Source organism: Paraburkholderia sp. GAS206C (assembly GCF_050435645.1).
GTDB classification, from domain to species: Bacteria; Pseudomonadota; Gammaproteobacteria; order Burkholderiales; family Burkholderiaceae; genus Paraburkholderia; species Paraburkholderia phenazinium_B.
The window spans coordinates 277,948-294,851 of sequence record NZ_JBNDKR010000002.1 but is presented as its reverse complement, the minus strand read 5'-3'; the positions used below and the strand labels follow the sequence as shown (position 1 = coordinate 294,851).

General features: G+C 61.9%; 16 protein-coding genes. 11 read left to right on the top strand and 5 right to left on the bottom strand.

Translation table 11 applies throughout. From position 1 onward, the window contains the following. The first annotated feature begins 101 nt into the window (after nt 1-101). The 6 genes from P3T20_RS05710 (at nt 102) to cobA (ending at nt 6,358) form a co-directional block, all read left to right on the top strand. Nucleotides 102-1,781 (top strand): nitrite/sulfite reductase, encoded by a 1,680-nt coding sequence (locus P3T20_RS05710; RefSeq protein WP_429286319.1) that lies wholly within the window; start codon nt 102-104, stop codon nt 1,779-1,781. 23 nt (nt 1,782-1,804) lie between these two features. After that, nucleotides 1,805-2,347, top strand: a complete 543-nt coding sequence (locus tag P3T20_RS05705) for a DUF934 domain-containing protein (RefSeq protein ID WP_429286318.1) — start codon at nt 1,805-1,807, stop codon at nt 2,345-2,347. Beyond that, entirely contained in the window at nt 2,344-3,096 is a 753-nt protein-coding gene (locus P3T20_RS05700; protein WP_429286317.1) for a phosphoadenylyl-sulfate reductase, read from the top strand. The genes P3T20_RS05705 and P3T20_RS05700 overlap by 4 nt, the downstream gene beginning before the upstream one ends. 89 nt (nt 3,097-3,185) lie before the next feature. Further along, entirely contained in the window at nt 3,186-4,148 is a 963-nt protein-coding gene (cysD, locus tag P3T20_RS05695) for a sulfate adenylyltransferase subunit CysD (RefSeq protein WP_074265516.1), read from the top strand. A 58-nt stretch (nt 4,149-4,206) separates the two neighbouring features. After that, the gene (locus tag P3T20_RS05690) at nt 4,207-5,520 is read left to right on the top strand and encodes a sulfate adenylyltransferase subunit 1 (protein WP_074265515.1); all 1,314 of its coding nucleotides are present in this window, start codon (nt 4,207-4,209) and stop codon (nt 5,518-5,520) included. Nucleotides 5,521-5,605: 85 nt separating this feature from the next. Further along, entirely contained in the window at nt 5,606-6,358 is a 753-nt protein-coding gene (cobA, locus tag P3T20_RS05685) for a uroporphyrinogen-III C-methyltransferase (protein ID WP_074266171.1), read from the top strand. A gap of 803 nt (nt 6,359-7,161) precedes the next feature. Here cobA and P3T20_RS05680 read toward each other — a convergent pair. The 3 genes from P3T20_RS05680 to lptF are packed head-to-tail and all read right to left on the bottom strand — an operon-like array spanning nt 7,162 to nt 9,802. Beyond that, nucleotides 7,162-7,539 carry a sirohydrochlorin chelatase gene (locus P3T20_RS05680; RefSeq protein WP_074265514.1) on the bottom strand — a complete coding sequence of 126 codons (378 nt, stop codon included), beginning with the start codon at nt 7,537-7,539 and terminating at the stop codon, nt 7,162-7,164. 10 nt (nt 7,540-7,549) lie between these two features. Then, nucleotides 7,550-8,698, bottom strand: a complete 1,149-nt coding sequence (lptG, locus tag P3T20_RS05675; protein ID WP_074265513.1) for an LPS export ABC transporter permease LptG — start codon at nt 8,696-8,698, stop codon at nt 7,550-7,552. A 3-nt stretch (nt 8,699-8,701) separates the two neighbouring features. Next, nucleotides 8,702-9,802 (bottom strand): LPS export ABC transporter permease LptF, encoded by a 1,101-nt coding sequence (gene lptF, locus P3T20_RS05670; RefSeq protein WP_074265512.1) that lies wholly within the window; start codon nt 9,800-9,802, stop codon nt 8,702-8,704. A gap of 133 nt (nt 9,803-9,935) precedes the next feature. On the opposite strand from lptF, the gene P3T20_RS05665 reads away from it, so the two are divergent. The 3 genes from P3T20_RS05665 (at nt 9,936) to P3T20_RS05655 (ending at nt 12,636) form a co-directional block, all read left to right on the top strand. Beyond that, on the top strand, nt 9,936-11,462 hold the full coding sequence (locus P3T20_RS05665; protein ID WP_074265511.1) for a leucyl aminopeptidase: 1,527 nt from the start codon (nt 9,936-9,938) through the stop codon (nt 11,460-11,462). A 49-nt stretch (nt 11,463-11,511) separates the two neighbouring features. Beyond that, entirely contained in the window at nt 11,512-11,928 is a 417-nt protein-coding gene (locus P3T20_RS05660; RefSeq protein WP_074265510.1) for a DNA polymerase III subunit chi, read from the top strand. A 105-nt stretch (nt 11,929-12,033) separates the two neighbouring features. After that, nucleotides 12,034-12,636: a DUF2486 family protein gene (locus P3T20_RS05655; RefSeq protein WP_429286316.1), complete on the top strand. Its 603-nt coding sequence runs from the start codon at nt 12,034-12,036 to the stop codon at nt 12,634-12,636. A gap of 70 nt (nt 12,637-12,706) precedes the next feature. Here the strand turns inward: P3T20_RS05655 and P3T20_RS05650 are convergent, their stop codons facing one another. Both P3T20_RS05650 and ilvD read right to left on the bottom strand, forming a co-directional pair. Beyond that, nucleotides 12,707-13,033 (bottom strand): c-type cytochrome, encoded by a 327-nt coding sequence (locus P3T20_RS05650; RefSeq protein ID WP_074265508.1) that lies wholly within the window; start codon nt 13,031-13,033, stop codon nt 12,707-12,709. Between the two features lie 111 nt (nt 13,034-13,144). Continuing rightward, nucleotides 13,145-14,818: a dihydroxy-acid dehydratase gene (gene ilvD / locus P3T20_RS05645; RefSeq protein ID WP_429286315.1), complete on the bottom strand. Its 1,674-nt coding sequence runs from the start codon at nt 14,816-14,818 to the stop codon at nt 13,145-13,147. Between the two features lie 122 nt (nt 14,819-14,940). Between ilvD and P3T20_RS05640 the strand changes: the two genes are divergently transcribed. Further along, nucleotides 14,941-15,897 (top strand): LysR family transcriptional regulator, encoded by a 957-nt coding sequence (locus tag P3T20_RS05640; protein WP_429286314.1) that lies wholly within the window; start codon nt 14,941-14,943, stop codon nt 15,895-15,897. A 46-nt stretch (nt 15,898-15,943) separates the two neighbouring features. Then, a complete protein-coding gene (gene lgt, locus P3T20_RS05635) occupies nt 15,944-16,849 on the top strand; it encodes a prolipoprotein diacylglyceryl transferase (RefSeq protein ID WP_074265505.1) in 906 nt (301 codons plus the stop codon). Nucleotides 16,850-16,904 lie beyond the last annotated feature (55 nt).

The window sequence follows — 16,904 nt, the reverse complement described above, 5'->3', positions numbered from 1 at the left end:
GAGCGGGGGTCTGAAAGGTCCGCTCAACCGCACTGGCAAAGGCTGAGATCTTTGCGCGGCGCAACCGGAGCGCGGCGTGTAACGCAAACTGGGGTCCCCGAATGTACCAATACGATCAGTACGACCAGACCATCGTCGATGAACGGGTCGCGCAGTACGCCGACCAGGTTCGCCGCCGCTTGTCGGGCGAATTGAGCGAAGAGGAGTTCCGTCCGCTGCGTCTGCAGAACGGCCTGTACATGCAGCGCCACGCGTATATGCATCGCATCGCGATTCCGTACGGCAACCTGCGCAGCGACCAGATGCGCGTGCTGGCCACCATTGCGCGTGAACACGACCGCGGTTACGGCCACTTTTCGACGCGCTCGAACATCCAGTACAACTGGATCCAGCTCGAAGAAACGCCGGAAATCCTCCGCAAGCTTGCCGCTGTACAGATGCACGGCATTCAGACTTCGGGCAACTGTATCCGCAACATCACCGCCGACCAGTTCGCTGGTGTCGCGCCCGACGAAGTGGTCGATCCGCGTCCGTGGGCCGAAATCCTGCGTCAATGGTCGACGTTCCACCCCGAATTCGCTTGGCTGCCGCGTAAGTTCAAGATCGCGGTCTCCGGCTCGAAGGAAGACCGCGCCGCCGTGCAGATCCACGATCTGGGCGTGTATCTGAAGAAGAACGAGCAGGGCGAACTGGTGGTCGATATCCTGGCCGGCGGCGGCATGGGCCGCACGCCGATCGTCGGCGCGATCATCCGCCGCGACCTGCCGTGGCAGCATCTGTTGACCTATGCCGAAGCCGTCCTGCGCGTGTACAACCGCTACGGCCGCCGGGACAATATCTACAAGGCGCGCATCAAGATTCTGGTCAAGGCGTTGAGCCCGGAGAAGTTCTCGGCGCAGGTCGAAGAAGAATGGCAGCATCTGAAGGACGGCCCGTCGACGCTCACGCAAGCCGAAGTCGACCGCGTTTCGCAATATTTCGCGCCGCCGCAATACGAAAAACTGCCGGATACGGACGCTTCGTTCGAAAAGCATCTGCTGGAAAACCGCGGCTTCGCCCGTTGGGTCGAGCGCAATGTGCGCCCCCACAAAGTGGCGGGTTATGCTTCGGTGACGTTGTCGTTGAAGCCGACCACGATCGCCCCTGGCGACGCCACCGACGCGCAGATGGAAGCGGTGGCCGACTGGGCCGATCAGTATTCGCTCGGCGAAATCCGCGTGTCGCACGAACAGAATCTGATTCTGGCTAACGTGCAGAAGCGCGACCTGTTCGACCTCTGGGAAAAGGCCAAGGCACAAGGGTTTGCAACGCCGAATATCGGCCTGCTGACCGACATCATCGCTTGCCCGGGCGGCGATTTCTGCTCGCTGGCGAATGCGAAGTCGATTCCGATTGCTTTGGCAATCCAGGAACGCTTCAACGATCTGGATTACGTGTATGACCTCGGCGACGTGTCGCTAAACATCTCGGGCTGTATCAATGCCTGCGGCCACCACCACATCGGCAACATCGGCATTCTGGGCGTCGATAAGGATGGCTCTGAGTGGTATCAGGTGACGCTCGGCGGCGAGCAGGGAACGGGCGCAAACGGTGCACAGGTCGGCCGCGTGATTGGGCCGTCGTTCGCTGCGGAAGAGATGCCGGACGTGATGTCGAAGGTGATCGACACGTTCGTGGAGCATCGCATTGAAGGCGAGCGCTTTATCGAAACGTACAACCGGATCGGCATCACGCCGTTCAAGGAACGCGTGTACGCCTCGCGTCAACCGGCTCACGCGTAACCGCGACAAAGGATATTGAACAGATGGCTTCTATCATCAAGAATCGCGCGATCGTCAACGATGACTGGACAGTTGTGCGTGCAGCGGAAGACGGTGCATTGCCCGCAGTGGACGCGTTGCCGGCCGGCAAGATCATTGTGCCGTTGGCGCTGTGGCAGGCTGAACGCGACGCGCTGACGGCTGCGCGCAGCGCCGCTGAAATTGCAGTGTGGCTCGCGGCGGACAGCGAACCGGCGGATATCGTCGCCGACTTCGACAAGGTCGCGCTGATTGCCGTGGACTTCCCGGTGTTCCGCGACGGCCGCGGTTACAGCATTGGACGTCTGTTGCGCGAACGTTATGGCTACAAGGGCGAGATTCGCGCGATCGGCGACGTGCTGCGCGATCAACTCACCTTCATGTTCCGCTGCGGCTTCGATGCATACGCCGTGCGTGCCGACAAAGACCTGCACGACGCACTGAAAGCGTTCGACGAATTTACCGTGCAGTACCAGGGTGCGGTGGATAACCCGTCGCCGCTGTTCCGCCGCCGCGAAGCCGCTGCTGCGGAGAAGGCCGCGGTATGAGTACCGTCGCCACCGCAGGTGCCGCCATCGGGCCGGAACTGGCTGCGAAGATCGAGCGCCTCGACACGCTCCTCGATTCGATCGCGGCCCGTCACGACAAGGTGAAGTTCGCGAGCAGCCTCGCGGCGGAAGACATGCTGCTTACGCACGCCATCCTGTCGCGCAAGGTCAGGATCGGTATCTTCTCGCTGAACACGGGCCGTTTGCACGCGGAAACGGTCGGCATGCTCGACCGTGTGCGCGAGCGCTACGGCTACGAGATCGAACAGTTTCATCCGCAAACGGCAGCGGTCGACGAATACGTCGCCTCGCACGGCCTGAACGCGTTTTACGAAAGCGTCGATCTGCGCAAGCGCTGCTGCGAGATCCGCAAGGTCGAGCCGCTGAACCGCGCGCTGTCGAACGTTAGCGCCTGGGTGACGGGTCAGCGCCGCGAGCAATCGGTCACTCGTGCCGAGCTGCACGAGGAAGAGCACGACGCGGCACGCAATATCGCCAAGTTCAATCCGCTCACGGACTGGACCGAGGCCGATGTGTGGGCATACCTGACTGCGTTCGACGTGCCTGTGAACCCGCTGCATGCGCGCGGGTATCCGAGCATCGGCTGCGAGCCGTGTACGCGGGCGATCCGTCCCGGCGAGGATAGCCGGGCAGGGCGCTGGTGGTGGGAGTCGCGTGACACGAAGGAATGCGGCCTGCATATCACCACGATCCCAATCGCGGTCGTCGACGAAAGCGCCTCCGCCTGATCGCCGAAGCCGGTTTTAATTCTCGATAGAATGAATATTTGCGTGACGCGGGCAGCCGCCGGCGACACGAACTCACGAAGGACCCGAACATGAGCACCACGCTCGATTCCACTGTCAACGCACCGAATACGGACACTGCAACCCGGATGGATCACCTGGACTGGCTCGAAGCTGAATCGATTCACATCCTGCGCGAACTGGTCGCCGAATGCAGCAAGCCCGCGCTGCTGTTTTCGGGCGGCAAGGACTCGGTCGTCGTGCTGCACCTGGCACTGAAGGCATTCGGCCTCGGCGCGAACCGCAAGACCGTGCTGCCGTTCCCGCTCGTGCATATCGACACGGGCCATAACTATCAGGAAGTGATCGACTTCCGCGACCGCCGTGCCGAGCAGATTGGCGCGGAACTGGTGATCGGCCATGTCGAAGATTCGATCAAGCGCGGCACCGTGCGTCTGCGCCGCGAAACGGATTCGCGCAACGCCGCGCAGGCCGTGACGTTGCTCGAAACGATCGCAGAACATGAGTTCACCGCACTGATTGGCGGCGCGCGTCGCGATGAAGAAAAGGCCCGCGCGAAAGAGCGGATCTTCTCGTTCCGCGACGAATTCGGCCAATGGGATCCGAAGGCGCAGCGCCCGGAACTGTGGAGCCTGTACAACGCGCGTCTGCACAACGGTGAGCACCTGCGCGTGTTCCCGATCTCGAACTGGACCGAACTGGACGTGTGGCAATACATCGCCCGCGAACAGCTCGAGCTGCCGTCGATCTACTACGCGCATCAACGCGAAATCGTGCGCCGCAATGGACTGCTGGTGCCGGTCACGCCGCTCACGCCGATGCGTGAAGGCGAAACCAGCGAAGTGGCGCAGGTGCGTTTCCGCACCGTGGGCGACATTAGCTGCACGTGCCCGGTGGAAAGCGACGCGGACGATCTCGAGAAGATCATCGCTGAGACGGCCGTGACCGAAATCACGGAACGCGGCGCGACGCGGATGGACGATCAGGTGTCCGAAGCCGCGATGGAACAGCGCAAAAAGCAAGGTTATTTCTAGGCACGGGACCGGAGCAAGCGCTTTAGCGCCCACTCCGGTCGACAGAGGTAGGGAAATCATGAGTATTCATCAACCGCAAGACCTTGGCGTGCTGCGCTTTATTACGGCGGGCAGCGTCGACGACGGCAAGAGCACGCTGATCGGGCGTCTGCTTTACGACAGCAAGGCGGTGCTTTCGGACCAGTTGTCCGCACTATCGCGCGCTAAAAACAAGCGCACCGTAGGCGACGAAATCGATCTGTCGCTGCTGACGGACGGCCTTGAAGCCGAACGCGAGCAGGGCATCACGATCGACGTCGCGTATCGCTACTTCGCGACGGCCAAGCGCAAGTTCATCATTGCCGACACCCCGGGCCACGAGCAGTACACGCGCAACATGGTGACGGGCGCATCGACGGCGCATGCGGCGATCATCCTGGTGGATGCCACGCGCGTCACGTTCGTGGACGGTGTGGCGCAACTGCTGCCGCAAACGAAGCGCCATAGCGCGATCGTCAAACTGCTTGGTTTGCAGCACGTGATTGTGGCGATCAACAAGATGGATCTGGTCGACTACAGCGAGACGCGCTTCAACGAAATCCGCGATGCGTATGTGGAACTGGCGCGTCAACTGGGCTTGGCCGATGTGCGCTTCGTGCCGGTATCGGCGCTCAAAGGCGACAACATCGTGACGCTGAGCGAACGCATGCCGTGGTACGGCGGCGAGCCGCTGCTGGACCTGCTCGAAGCGTTGCCGGTAGAGATTCCGACCGGTCAGGCGCTGCGTTTCCCGGTGCAATGGGTGGCACGCCAGGACGGCAGCCAGGCGGACGATTTCCGCGGCTACATGGGCCGTATCGAAGCGGGCGAAGTGAAGGTGGGCGACACGATCGTGGTACTGCCGGCTAACCGCGAAGCGACGGTGGCGGAAATCATCGCCCCGGTGCCAGGCGGCACGGCACAGGTAGAACGCGCATTCGCGGGGCAGACGGTGACGATTCGCCTCGCGGAAGACGTGGACGTATCGCGCGGCGACACGTTCGTGCTGCGCGAAGCGGCACCGGAACCGGCGAAGAAGCTGGAAGCCGACTTGTGCTGGTTCGACGACACGCCTTTGTCGACGCAACGCAAGTATCTGTTGAAGCAGACGACGAACACCGTGTTTGCGCGGATCGGTGCGATCAGACAGGTGCTGGACGTGCATACGCTGTCGCACGCGACGGACCGTCACGATCTGACGATGAACGACATTGGCCGGGTGGCGTTGACGCTGCAGAAGCCTGTGGTGTGCGACGTGTACGACTCGCATCAGGGCACGGGGGCATTCGTGCTGATTGACGAGGCGACGCATCACACGGTGGCGGCCGGAATGATCCGGGCGTTTTCGGCTTAAGGCGTAAGGGTTTGAAGGAGCGCCAGATGGGCGCTCGCCCGCGGCTTGGGGTTTTGCACGGACCGTACGAATGGGGTTGAGGCAAATGGGTAAGGTGTATCTGATCGGTGCAGGGCCAGGGGCCGCGGATCTCATCACGGTTCGGGGCGCGCGACTGTTGGGTCTGGCGGATGTGGTGTTGCACGACGCGCTGGTTGAACCGGCGATGCTCGAGTACGCGCCGCATGCGCGCAAGATTGCGGTGGGCAAGCGGTGCGGGCAACTGTCGACGGCGCAGCAGTTCATCAACAAGCAGATCGTGGATGCCGCGCAGGAACACGCGGTTGTGGTTCGTCTGAAGGGCGGGGATCCGATGTTGTTTGGGCGCGCCGATGAAGAGATGCGGGCGCTGGAGGCGGCGGGGATCGAATATGAGGTTGTGCCGGGGATTACTGCTGCGCTGGCTAGTGCGGCGGCCTTGAAGCGGTCTTTGACGTTGCGAGGGGTTTCTCGTAGCGTTGCGCTGGCTACTCATAGCCGGGCGGCTGATACTGAGGCGATTCGTGAGCAGGTGAATGCGGATTCGCTGGTGTTTTATATGGGCAGGGATAGTGGGCCGGAGATTGCGCAGGAGCTTATCGACGCGGGGCGCGATGGGGGTACTCCTGTGGCGATTGTTGAGGCTTGCAGCACGGCTCGTGAGCGGATGCTCACACTTACGCTTTCTGATCTTGCTGCGGGTGCCGCGCAGCAGTGGCTTGATGCTTCGCAGCCTAGTCTTCTGATGATCGGGCAGGGGTTTGCCGCGCGGGCCGGGCAAGAGGTTTCTTCTTTGGAAGCGTTGCTTAGTGCGGCATGAAAGTGTTTTTTTGCCTGCGCGGCGCTTGTCCGTGTTCTTGCGGTGTTGGCCTTTCCTTGCATTCTTAGTGGTCTATTAGCTTCGCCCCTGTGCGGGGCGGCACTTACTTTCTTTGCCGCCGCAAAGAAAGTAAGCAAAGAAAGCGGGCTTTAAACCGCTAGCCTGTAGGTGTCCACCACTGGCGCGAACACGAAGTGGTCCGCGCACGCAACCCGCCCTCGCACCATCCCCCCTAGTGACAAGGCACTCATCCGTTCCAGCGTCGCGCTACGCGCTCCGCCGTCGGGCATAACTCTTCGCACGGCATATGTGCTCGTACGGCATGAGTCCTCGCACGGCATAAGTTCTTCCACTAGATCCGTAGGCTTACTAACTATATGGCGCATATTCTGAGGCTTGCATTCGGCTGGCTAAGGCAGCCTCTTCGTCTTGCGCTTCGGTGGGGCCGTAATGTGCGGAGCGTACGTGTTCCGGCACCCCCCGCCTTCCCTTGCAGACCCATCCGCGACGCGCGCAGTGCGGAGTGGGGTGGATGAGCCCTTTGTCACTAACGGGTGTGGTGCGAGGGCAGGTTGCGTGCGCGGACCACTCCGCGTTCACACAAGTGGTGGACACCTACCGGCTAGCGGTTTGAAGCCCGCTTTCTTTGCTTACTTTCTTTGCGGCGGCAAAGAAAGTAAGTGCCGCCCCGCACAGGGGCATCGCTAATAGACCACTAAGAACGCAAGGAAAGGCCAACATCGCAAGAGCAACCGCCAAACCAAGGCGCCGCAGGCAAACCCCTCGGAGAGAGGGAAAAAAAGTCACCCGATCACTTGCCGAAGGCAATACTGAGCCACAGCCTCAAGCACAGAATCATCTTCGCCAACGGCATCAGAGCAATGAATAGTGACTCCCGGGTGCGCAGCACGGCAATTATCCAGCACCGCAGGTAAATCCCTCCTCACATGCCCACCTTGCCCAAAGAACACAGGAACAACAGTAACAGAGGAACACCCAAGAGAAACCTGCGCAGCAACAGCAGAAGAAAGATCCGGCTCCATCAACTCAAGAAACGCCAGCGAGACAGGCCCGGCGGAGCCATAAGCACTCTGCAATTTAGCCGCCAGCCGCCCAAAAGGCTCCCCCCAGCGAGGATCCCGAGCCCCATGTCCAAATAGCACAATCCCATGCAACGCCATGGCCCCACCCCTAATGCCGGTCCACCCACTTCAACCCAACCAGCCCAAGCACCAGATAAACCAACCCAGGCGTCGCCGCAGTCAAAGGCGCAGGCCAGGTATTCAACATCCCCATATGTGAGAACAAGGTGTTGAACAGCTGGAAACTCATCCCCAGCATGATCCCGCCAAACACCTTCATCCCCACCACGCCCGCGCGCGTGTGCAGATACGCAAACGGCAACGACAGCACCAGCATCACCAGTACCGCAAACGGATACAGCAGCTTGCGCCACAACGCAATCTCATACCGTTGCGTGTCCTGATGATTCTGCTGCAAATGCTGGATGTAGCGGAACAGGTTGAACATCGACATATTGTCCGGCGACACCAGCAGCACCGACAGAATCTGTGGCGTCAACTCCGAGCGCAACGAGTATTCCGGTACCGTCACCTGACTCGCGCGGTACACCGGATTAAGCGCATCCTGAGGCGTGCCCGCAACCGGCGGCACGTCGATCAGTTGCGTATCCGTCACGTCCTTCAGCAACCAGTGGCCCGGTGGCTGAAACTTCCCGCTCTGCGCAATCCGCACGTTCGACAGGCGGAATTTCGAATCGAATTCGTAGATGCGCACGTCGGTGATCGTGGCGTCGGGCTGCAGCTTGCCGACGTTCACGAAACGCGTTACCTGCTCGCCGTCCGCGCGCGCGGTCAACGTGTCCTTCACCCATACGCCAGACTCGAAGTTGGTCGACACCGCCGAACCCAACGCCTCCAGCCGCACCCGCTCCGATAACTGGTCCGTGTAAGGTCCGACAACTTCGCCGATGATGTAAGTCAGGATCACCAACGGAATACCGATCTTCAGCAGCGAACGCAGCGCCTGATTCGTCGCGAGGCCCGACACCCGGAAAATCGTGTACTCGGAGTTCGCCGCCATCTGCGCGAACACGTAGATCGCGCTGATCAGCGCCGCCACAGGAATGATTTCGTAGAAGCGTGACGGCGTCTGCAGCGCCACCCGCAGCACCGCATACTGGAACTTGTAGTTGCCGTGACCGACCGAATTCAGTTCGTTGATCAGGTCGAAGAAGAAGAACAGACCCGAGAACGCAAACAGCACGAAGATAAACGACAGGTAGACCTGACTGGCGAAGTACTTTTCATAGATCCGCATCGGTCAGGCTCCCTGCGACGAGCGTCGGAACGTCGCTCGCGTAAACAAGGGCCGATTGCGCACCCGCAGCCAGAAAATGAACGCCACAATCGCTGCCACGATCACGTGCAGGCCTAGCAGCCCCACGGGGAACGACATCTTGCCTTGCTCGATCCATGACTGCACAACGTTCAACAGGTTTGAATAGGTCAGATAAATCAGCACTGCCATCACCAGGTTGATCGTGCGGCTGCGTCGCGGATTCTGGTGAGCCAAAGGGATCGCCAGCAGCATCAGGTTGATCGCGATCAGCGGCAACCCGGCTCGCCAGGCAAACTCGGCGAGGTTGTCCTTGTTCGGGTTGCGTAACAGTTCGAGCGTCGGCGTACCGGTGGTGGTCGGGACGTTGATCACCGGCTGGCTCTGGATCTTCACGCCGTAGCGCTCGAATTCCATGATGCGGAAATCCGGCTTGCCCGGCTCGCCGTCGTAGCGCCGGCCGTTCTCAAGCACGACGAAGCGGTCGCCGTTCTTGTGGGTCTCGGTATGGCCGGTCTTCGATACGACCACGTTGACCTTGCCGTTTTCGGTGCTGGTCACGAACACGTTCTCGACGCGCGACTGGTCCGGCGACATCTTTTCGATGAAGAACACCCGGTGGCTCACCGTCGATTCGCGGAACTGGCCAGGCGCCAGCAGTGAGACCTCGTCGCGCTGCTGGAAGCGCGCGCGGATCAGCTTGCTCTGCTGGTTCGACCACGGCCAGCCGACGAACACGAAGAACATGATGAGGATGATGATGGGCGTCGCAAACACGGCGATGGGCCGGATGAAGCGTGTGAGACTCACGCCCGAGGCCAGCCAGACCACCATTTCCGAATCTTTGTACCAGCGTGTCAGGACGAACAGGATCGAGACGAACAGGGTCGCGACCAGCATGATGGCCAGATAGCCGATCACGGTCAGGCCGATCAGGACCAGCACGTCGCGTGGATCGATCTCCCCGGAAGCGGCGAAGCCGACAATCCGGATCATCATCGTCGTCAGCACGAGCGTGAGGAGAACCATGAACACGGCACCAGCCGTGTACGCGAGTTCGCGCTGGAGGGAGCGTTCAAAGATCATTGTTGAGGAAGAGAGTGCGTGCCTTGGGGGTGGTCCGGGAGCATCCCGTCAGCCCCGTGCAGCCGCCGCGGGAAAAATAGCGGATAATTGCGGCTTTCATCCTAAGCCCAGATTTTATCCGAGGACAAGCGCGATGGACTTTAGCATAAAAGCCTGTGATTGGAGCAAAGGCTCCTCGAATGGGTTCCTGACTGGAAAGTCCGATTGCATCGTGATCGGCATTTTCGAGTCGCAAACGCTGTCGGGCGCCGCACTGGAGATCGATGCGGCCACCAAGGGTCTCCTGACCCGTATCGTCAAAGCCGGTGACATGGACGGCAAGAGCGGTACCACGCTGTTCCTTCATGAAGTGTCCGGTATCGGTGCTTCGCGTGTCCTGCTGGTTGGCCTCGGCAAGCAGGACGCTTTCACCCAGAAAGCCTACGGCGACGCCGTGCGGGCCGCCTGGCGCGCCATCCTGGCAACCAAGATCGTCCAGGTCACGTTTACGCTGGCCCAGTTGCCTATCCTCGAACGCTCGGCCGACTGGGCCGTGCGCTCGGCCATCCTCGCGCTGCGCGAACTGTCGTACAAGTTCACGCAGATGAAGAGCAAGCCGGATACCACGCCGAAGGCGCTCAAGCGCGTCGTATTCAGCGTCGACACCGGTGACGAGAAAGGCGCCAAGGTCGCTGCCAAGCAAGGCGCTGCGCTCGCCAACGGTATGGATCTGACGCGCGACCTCGGCAACCTGCCGGGCAACGTCTGCACTCCGACGTACCTTGCCAACACGGCGAAAAAGCTCGCCAAAGACTGGAAGCTGAAGGTCGAAGTGCTCGGCCAGAAGCAGCTCGAAGCGCTGCGCATGGGTTCGTTCCTGTCGGTTACGCGCGGCTCGGTCGAACCGCCCCAGTTCATCGTGCTGCAGTACCAGGGCGGCCCGGCCAAGGCTGCTCCGGTGGTGCTGGTCGGCAAGGGCATTACGTTCGACACCGGCGGCATTTCGCTCAAGCCGGGCGACAGCATGGACGAAATGAAGTACGACATGCTCGGCGCGGGTTCGGTTCTCGGCACCATGCGCGCGGTTGCGGAAATGGGCCTGAAGATCAACCTCGTAGTGATCGTCCCGACCTGCGAAAACATGCCGTCCGGTACCGCTACCAAGCCGGGCGACATCGTCACCAGCATGAAGGGCCTGACGATCGAAGTGCTGAACACCGACGCGGAAGGCCGTCTCATCCTGTGCGATGCGCTGACCTATGCGGAGCGCTTCAAGCCGGCAGCCGTGATCGACGTGGCAACCCTTACCGGAGCTTGCGTGATCGCTCTGGGTCACCACAACAGCGGGCTGTTCTCGAAAGACGACGCGCTGGCGGGTGAGCTGCTCGACGCTTCGCGCGAAGCGTCCGATCCGGCATGGCGCATGCCGCTCGACGAGGAATATCAGGACCTGCTGAAGTCGAACTTCGCGGACCTCGCCAACATCGGCGGACGTCCTGGCGGCAGCATCACGGCGGCGTGCTTCCTGTCGCGCTTTACCGAAGCGTACCCGTGGGCCCACCTCGACATCGCCGGCACGGGATGGAAGAGCGGTGCCGCGAAGGGAGCAACGGGCCGTCCGGTGCCGCTTCTGTCGCAGTTCCTGATCGACAGGGCCGCTGACGGTCGCACTGCACAATGATCCATCGCAGTACCGATGCGCGTGTTGAGGCGCTGAGGCGGACCCGCCGATGACGAGAATCGATTTTCACTCGAACGTCGGCGATTCGCTGTTGTACGCGTGCCGCCTCGCGCGCAAGGCGTACCTGGCCGGCCAGCCGACTGTCGTGCTGGCCGAGCCGCCGCGGCTGCGCGCATTCGACGAGCAGCTGTGGACCTTTTCGCCGCTCGACTTCGTGCCGCACTGCTACGCCGACAGCCCGCTCGCCGCGCAAACGCCGATCGTGCTGACAGCCAGTGCCGACCGGGTGCCGCACTATCAGGTTCTGCTGAATCTGGGCGCTGAAGTGCCGGCGCAGTTCGCCCGCTTCGAAAGATTGCTGGAAGTGGTCGGTAACGCACAAGACGAGTTGTCCGCGGGCCGCGAACGCTATCGCTTTTATCGCGATCGCGGCTATGCTCTAAACAACTACAAGCAGGGCGGCTAGCGTCGCCGTGCCACTGGGTCTGGACGCCGCCGCACACCGGCAGGGTCCGCGCCGGGTGGCCACGCGGCTTCGCTATATCGCCCGATTCATCGACGGAGTCTATTCGTGCCCGATTCGTCCGATACTCATTTCGACACCTCGATACCGGTCCTCGACGAGGTCCTCGTGCCGGGCAATCCCGATTACCGGCGGCCCTTCAGAGGCGCGGAGGCCGACGCTGCGCCCGTGGATGACAGGGCCGCTGGCGAGTGGGCTGCCGCCGACACGGCGGCTCATGAGCAGGTGCCGGACGTGGAGCCGGCTGACGGCGTAACCGTCCACAGCGTGACCCATGCCCACGTGGAGGCCTTCGAGTTGCCCGAGCCGCCGGCGCCGTTCGAACTGGCCGGCGCGCCGGAGCCTGCTCCCTTCGAGGCCACTTCCGCCTTCCACTTTGCCCGCGCGACTGCTCCCGAGCCTGTCGTGCCGGTTCGCAGCCTCGATGCCGACGTGCTGGCCGAACGTCTGCGTGGACGGTTTGCCAGTTATCTCACCGGAGAAGGGCGTTCGGTGATCGAAGCGCGCTGCCGTGATGCGCTGCAAGATCACACCACGTGGCTGGTCAACCAGATTACGCGGGAAGTCGCATTGGCGCTCGAAACGGAGATGACCGGCTGGGTGCGCGAAGCGGTCGAAGAAGAAATTGGGCGGCGTTCGCCTGAGCATTGAGCGTGTGACGGTGGCAGGGCGCTTGGCGATGACCGCCCGCCACCCGCTACCGTTAGTTAATTCGAAGGCCTTATTTCAGCGTCAGGATCCAGCTGGCGAGGATCGCGGCCTGATCGGGCGTGAGCTGGGTGTTGGCGGGCATCGGCACTTGTCCCCAGATGCCTGTGCTGCCGTCGATGATCTTATGGGCGAGGTAGGTTTCCGCGTCGGCGCGTGAAGCGTATTTGTCCGCGACGTCATGCAGAGCCGGTCCCATGAACGGACGGTTCACCGAGTGACAACTCATGCAGTTCTGCTGCTGCGCCAGCGCGAGGCCGGGTGCGGGCTCCGCCTGCGCCGGGGCGCTGGTTGCGAGAACTCCCGCAAGCGCCAGTGCTGCATACGACGTTGATTTCATTCTGGTCTCCGTCGGTGCAGGTGCCCGACTTGTGGTGGAGGCATTATAAAAGGAAAGGGGCGCACGGTTTTTTCGTGCGCCCCTTTGTGTTTCTTAAGCGTGCTCGCGGCGTTAGCCAGTCACTGCGCCCTTGTTGGCCGGCAGCGCCAACGCCGAGTACTTGGCCAGCACGCCACGCGTGTAACGCGGCTTCGGCTGTTGCCACGCCGCGCGGCGGCGTGCGAGTTCGGCGTCGTCGATGTTCAGTTGCAGCAGCAGCTTGTGTGCGTCGATGGTGATCGAATCGCCTTCCTGCACGAAGGCGATGGTGCCGCCCACGAACGCCTCTGGCGCGACGTGGCCCACCACCATGCCCCACGTGCCGCCGGAGAAGCGGCCATCGGTGATCAGGCCCACGGTCTCACCGAGCCCCTTGCCGATGATCGCTGAAGTCGGGGCGAGCATCTCCGGCATGCCGGGGCCACCCTTCGGGCCAAGATAGCGCAGCACCACGACATCGCCGGCCGTGATCTTGTCCGCGAGAATCGCTTCCAGCGCGCTTTGCTCGTCGTCGAACACGCGGGCAGGGCCGGTGATCACCGGATTCTTCAGACCTGTGATCTTGGCGACCGCACCGTCCGTGGCCAGGTTGCCCTTCAGGATTGCCAGGTGCCCTTCCTTGTACAAAGCCTTGTCGATCGGGAAGATCACCTGTTGGTCCGCACGCGGTTTGGCCGGCACGTCCTTCAGTTCTTCGGCGAGCGTCTTGCCTGTGATCGTGATGCAGTCGCCGTGCAGCATGCCTGCGTCGAGCAGGAGCTTCATGACTTGCGGGATACCGCCTGCCTTGTGCAGATCGGTGGCCACATACTGGCCCGACGGCTTCAGGTTGCAGATCACCGGCACCTTCTTGCGCATGCGCTCGAAGTCTTCAATGCTCCATTCCACTTCGGCCGCGTGAGCGATGGCGAGATAGTGCAGCACGGCGTTGGTCGAGCCGCCGGTGGCCATGATCACGGCTACGGCGTTTTCGATCGACTTCTTCGTGATGATGTCGCGCGGCTTCAGATCCTTCTTGACCGCTTCGACCAGCACGCGCGCCGATTCAGCCGCCGAATCCACCTTCTCCTGATCCGGATTGGCCATCGTCGACGAGTACAGCAGCGACATGCCCAAGGCTTCGAACGAAGAGCTCATCGTGTTGGCGGTGTACATGCCGCCGCACGAACCTGTGGAGGGGCATGAGTTCTGTTCGATCCCATCAAAATCTTCCTGCGACATCCTTCCCGCGGTGAATTCACCTACCGCTTCGAATGACGACACGATGGTCAGATCGACGCCCTTCCAATTGCCCGGACGGATCGTGCCGCCATACACGTAGATGCCCGGCACATTCATGCGCGCAAGTCCGATCATGCCGCCCGGCATGTTCTTGTCGCAACCGCCGATCACGACCACGCCATCCATCCACTGACCCTGCACGCAGGTCTCGATACAGTCCGCAATGACCTCGCGCGACACCAGCGAGTACTTCATGCCCTCGGTGCCCATCGACATGCCGTCGGAGATCGTCGGCGTGCCGAAGATCTGCGGATTCGCATCAGCGCCCTTGACGGCGACGACCGCGGCGTCAGCGAGACGCTGCAGGCCGGCGTTGCACGGCGTGATGGTCGAATGGCCGTTGGCGATGCCGATCATCGGCTTGTCGAAGTCTTCCTTCTGATAGCCGAGGGCGTAAAACATCGAGCGATTCGGCGAGCGCGAGACGCCTTGTGTGATGTTCTTCGAGCGACGGTTGTACGGCATGGGGATCTCCAGGTTGTTCTTGGTCCAGTTTAGCCGGTGGTGCGTCGCGCAAGCGTGCGGTTTCTCGATGCGCGCGTCCAATATATTATTTAGAGGCCATTAGGTCGTAAAATGTATCGATCATGTTGCCCATCACGCCCGATCTGCGCCAGTTGCGCTATTTCATCGCCGTGGCCGAAGAAAAGCACTTCGGCCACGCGGCCGCCCGCCTGTCCATGACACAGCCGCCGCTGTCGCAGGCGATCCGTGCGCTGGAGGAGACGCTTGGCGTCGCGCTGTTTGCACGCACCAAGCGGTCGGTCGAGCTGACCCAGGTGGGAGCCGACCTGTTGCCCGAAGTGCGGCGTCTGCTCGCCAGCGCAGAGGCGCTGCGGCCGCTCGCGCAAAGCCTCGCACGCGGCGAGGCAGGGCTGCTGTCGCTGGCGTTCGTTTCTACTGCGGATTACGGTCTGTTGCCCTCGTTGCTGCGCGACTTCGGGGCGCGTCATCCGCGTGTGCGTCTGCAGTTGACCGAGGCGACCAGCGACGTGCAGATCGAGGAACTGGTGGCCGGCCGCATCGACGCGGGGCTGGTCATTGCGCCGCTGCCACCGCGCCATGCGGCGCAATTGTCGTGGCTCCCGATCGCGCGCGAGCCGCTGGTGATCGCCATGTCGTCCGAGATGGCGGCGCGTGTCGAAGGGCGGGGCGCATCGGCCGGCGCTGAGTGGCGCGACGCGCCAATCAGCCTGCGCGATGTCGCCGATGCTCCGCTCGTGATCTTCCCGCGGCGTCTCGCGCCTGGCTTTTATGACATCATTATGGATTGCTACGGCGTCGCGGGCCTCACGCCGCGTATCGCGCAGGAGGCGATCCAGATGCAGACGATCGTGAGCCTGGTGTCGGCCGGCATGGGTGTCGCACTGGTGCCGCAATCGCTGCGTAATCTGCGCCGCACCGGCGTGGTGTACCGGCCGCTGCGCGAATCGGTGCCGGCCATCGAGACGGGGCTGGTCTGGCGCACGGCGCAGGTAAGTCCGGTGTTGGCCGGCTTTATCGGTATCGTGCAGGCGCATGCGGCCACCGTCGAGTCTTGTTGAGCCTTATTGAATCCGCTTTTGAACCTGAACTGCCCATAACAACACGATGCACATTCATCCCAATTTCGACCCGATCGCCATCCATCTAGGGCCGCTCGCCGTGCGCTGGTACGGCCTGATGTACCTGGTGGCATTTATTCTGGCGATCGTCGTCGGCCGGCTGCGCCTGCGTCTGCCGTACGTCGCAGCGCAAGGCTGGACCGCCAAAGATATCGACGACATGCTGTTCTACGGCGTGCTCGGTACGATCTTCGGCGGCCGTCTTGGCTACGTGCTGTTCTACAAGGCTGACTATTACTTCGCGCATCCGCTCGACATCTTCAAGGTGTGGGAAGGCGGCATGTCGTTTCACGGTGGTTTTCTCGGCGTCACGTTGGCGATGGTGCTATTCGCCTATCAGCGCGGTCGTTCGTGGCTGCAGGTCACGGACTTTGTGGCGCCGATGGTACCCACAGGGCTTGCCGCAGGGCGCCTGGGCAACTTCATCAACGGTGAACTGTGGGGCCGCGTCACCGATCCGAATGCGCCATGGGCGATGATGTTTCCGGGCGCATCGAACGACGACGCCGTCTGGCTCTCACGGCATCCGGAACTGGCCGCAAAGTGGCATCTGAACGAGATCTTCGCGCAATATCACATGCTGCCGCGGCATCCGTCGGAGCTGTATGAAATCGCGCTCGAGGGCGTCACGCTGTTCTTCGTATTGTGGTTCTTCTCGCGCAAGCCGCGTCCGCTGGGCGCCATATCTGCGGTGTTTCTGATCGGCTATGGCCTTGCCCGTTTCACGGTGGAATTCGCCCGTGAGCCGGATGACTTCCTCGGCCTGCTGGCGATGGGACTGTCGATGGGGCAGTGGCTGTCGCTGCCGATGATCATCGTTGGCGTGCTCATCCTGGTGTGGGCGTATCGACGCAAGGACCGCGAAGCGGCCAAGCCGGTCGGCGCGAACTGAGCGTCCATCTAGGCATCCAGACGGGGCTGCACCTCTGCCTGAATGACGAAACGCC